General features: G+C 54.6%; 3 protein-coding genes. All 3 read left to right on the top strand.

The window, feature by feature from the left end:
- On the top strand, positions 1-569 hold a 569-nt coding region (locus GXX57_02795), incomplete at its 5' end, for an alpha-L-rhamnosidase (protein HHV43585.1).
- A 23-nt stretch (positions 570-592) separates the two neighbouring features.
- Complete coding sequence (locus GXX57_02790) at positions 593-1,729, top strand: alpha/beta fold hydrolase (protein HHV43584.1); 1,137 nt, start codon at positions 593-595, stop codon at positions 1,727-1,729.
- A gap of 512 nt (positions 1,730-2,241) precedes the next feature.
- Positions 2,242-2,601, top strand: coding sequence for an IS66 family insertion sequence element accessory protein TnpB (gene tnpB, locus GXX57_02785; protein ID HHV43583.1), 360 nt, complete (start codon positions 2,242-2,244; stop codon positions 2,599-2,601).
- The last annotated feature ends 179 nt before the right edge of the window (positions 2,602-2,780 follow it).

The raw sequence follows: 2,780 nt of genomic DNA, 5'->3' as shown, positions 1-2,780 counted from the left end.
ATATCTTTGAGGTGTTGGCGGCGGAGGGAAGGGCCGATGTGGCCTACAAGCTCCTGACCCAGACCACCTATCCCAGCTGGGGATACATGCTTTCCATGGGGGCCACCACCATCTGGGAGCGGTGGGAGTACGAGACCGGGGCCCGGATGAATTCCCACTGTCATCCCATGTATGGAGCCGTGGGAGCCTGGTTCTATACCTTCCTGGCGGGGATCCGACCCTTGGAGGAGGGGGTAGGCTTCGGTCAGTTCGAGATCCAGCCCCTTTTCATCGATGGGTTGGACTACGTCCACTGTTCCCTGGAGACGGTGCGGGGGCCCATTACCGTCCACTGGACCCGGAAGGAACAGGGCATCCAACTAAAAGTGGAGATCCCCTGGAACAGTGTGGGCTACATCAAGCTTCCGGCCGTTGGTAACCCTGTGCTGAGGGAAGGTGAAACCATCCTTTGGGATGAAGGGAAAGCGGGGGAACTGTCAGCGGGCATTCACACGGTCCGTAGGGAAGGAAACCAATTGGTCTTGGAAGTGGGATCTGGAACCTATGACTTTTGTTGGCACCAGGGTTGATATGCCAAAAGGAGGGTAGCCCTATGCAGTGGAGTGAGATAATGCAAAAACAGCCCCGAGAACGCTGGGATCTCGGGAATCTGCAACAGTGTCCTGAATACGAAGTTCTGGAGGAAGACGCAGAGGGTATCCGTAGTGTGCTTTATGCCAGCGAACCCTATCTGGGTCGCAACACCAGAGTTTTTGCCTATCTGGGTGTACCAAAGGGTGAACAACCGGTTCCAGGCATGGTCCTGGTCCACGGTGGCGGAGGGACCGCCTTTAAGGAGTGGGTGCAGCTTTGGAACCGGCGGGGTTATGCGGCCATTGCCATGGATTTGGCCGGTTGTGGCCCTGAAAGACAACCATTGCCGGACGGGGGCCCGGATCAAGATGAGGAGACGAAGTTCTTTCGTCTCTTCAAAGATGGCTGGGAAAACTCCTGGACTTACCATGCCATCGCGGCCATCATGCGGGCCCATAGCCTTCTGAAGGCCTTACCTGGGGTGGATGGAAACCGGATTGGGCTTACAGGGATCAGCTGGGGCGGGTACCTTACCTGTATTGCCGCTGCTGTCGACTCCCGGTTTGTCTGTGCTATTCCCGTGTACGGATGTGGATTTCTAAAGGACAACAGCAAATGGCTGGGTCAGTTTGCCAAGATGACTCGGGAGGAACAGGAGATTTGGGTACAGCTTTGCGACCCCAGTTCCTATCTGGGTCTAAGTGAGATCCCAATGCTCTTCGTGAACGGCACCAATGACCATGCATATCCCCTGGACAGTTACAAACGCAGTTACTCCTTAGTGCGCAGTCCCGTTTCCTTGGCCGTGCGGGTGGGTATGGGTCATTCCCACGAAAAGGGTTGGGCCCCGGAGGAGATTTACCGTTTTGCCGATGCCTGGCTGCGGAATGGGCCCATGTTGCCCCGGATTGGTTCTTTGACCCTGGCCCATGATCGGGTGACGGCCCAGGTGACCGGGGAGGAAATTGAACGGGCGCTGTTCTGCTATACTTTAGATACCGGGGAGTGGGTGAAGCGGGTATGGCAGGTCACTCCTGCGGAAGTGAAGGCTGGGACGGTGGAAGCCTCGCTTCCCCCAGGGACCACCGTCTGTTTCTTAGCGGTGGAGGATGGGGCAGGGGGTTATGCCAGCTCGCCCCACTGGGAGGTAGGCTAACGGTGATCGAAGCCCTCCAGGTTTGTAGTACGGAGGGCTTTTCTCTTGGAAAAGCTCATGCTTCATCCCCTTCCGCACCTGATCCTGTTTCGCAGATCCCGCCTCATAACTCCCTTGCTCTTCCGTAAGCGTCAAAGCTAACCCACATGGCGACAGCTTTGTTGTGATGGGATAATTGAACCATCATAACCAAGTGAGGTGACTTGTGTGGTGACCCAAGACAAACGTCAGCTTTGGGAGGAACGTGTGAGGGCATACCTGGCCAGTGGTCAGACTCAGAAGGCGTGGTGCTTGGAACAGGGCATCCCTGTGCATCAACTTCGATACTGGTTGAGGAAATTTAAAGCCGAACATGTCCAGGTTAGTAGCGGAAGTGGCCGATGGGTTTCTTTACCGGCCAGCATTAGGACTGGCTCGGGGGTATCACTACGCATTGGTGGTGTTATCCTGGAGGTTGAGCGGGGTTTCGATCAAGATGTGTTAGTGGATGTGATTCGCTCGCTGATGTCCTTATGTTGATAGGTCATCCTAGGCAGAAGGTCTATCTTGCTGTAGGGGCTACCGATCTTCGAAAATCTGTGGACGGTTTGGCAGCCATAGTTCAGCTGAACTTCGAGTTGGATCCCTTCGAGCCATGCCTGTTTGCCTTCTGCAATCGGCAACGGAATCGGGTTAAGATCCTGGAGTGGTCTGAGCGTGGCTTTTGGCTTCATTACTTCCGGCTGGAAAATGGAAGGCTGCCTTGGCCACAGGAGAGCGAGGAGGTTAATGCTCTGGATCTTACCTGGCAGGATTTGCGATGGTTGCTGGAAGGAATTCCGTTGAGGCCCATGGAAAAGCGTGTGTCAAAACCACCGAGATTCGTCCTGTAAAACGCAAAATTCACTTGTTCTTTTTTCCTCTTTCAGCAGGAATCTCTTCATGAACGGGTTGTCAACACATTTCCGGACATTCAGTTAAGCGACACCCTTCGCAACCCTCTCGGTGTAGAGGTTCAACCATTCGATAGGACTAAGATATCCAAGTCGTTTTTGTACCCGACGCGTGTTGT

The organism is Bacillota bacterium (assembly GCA_012839765.1).
GTDB lineage: Bacteria > Bacillota > Limnochordia > DUMW01 > DUMW01 > DUMW01.
This window is presented reverse-complemented; position numbering and strand designations above follow the sequence as displayed.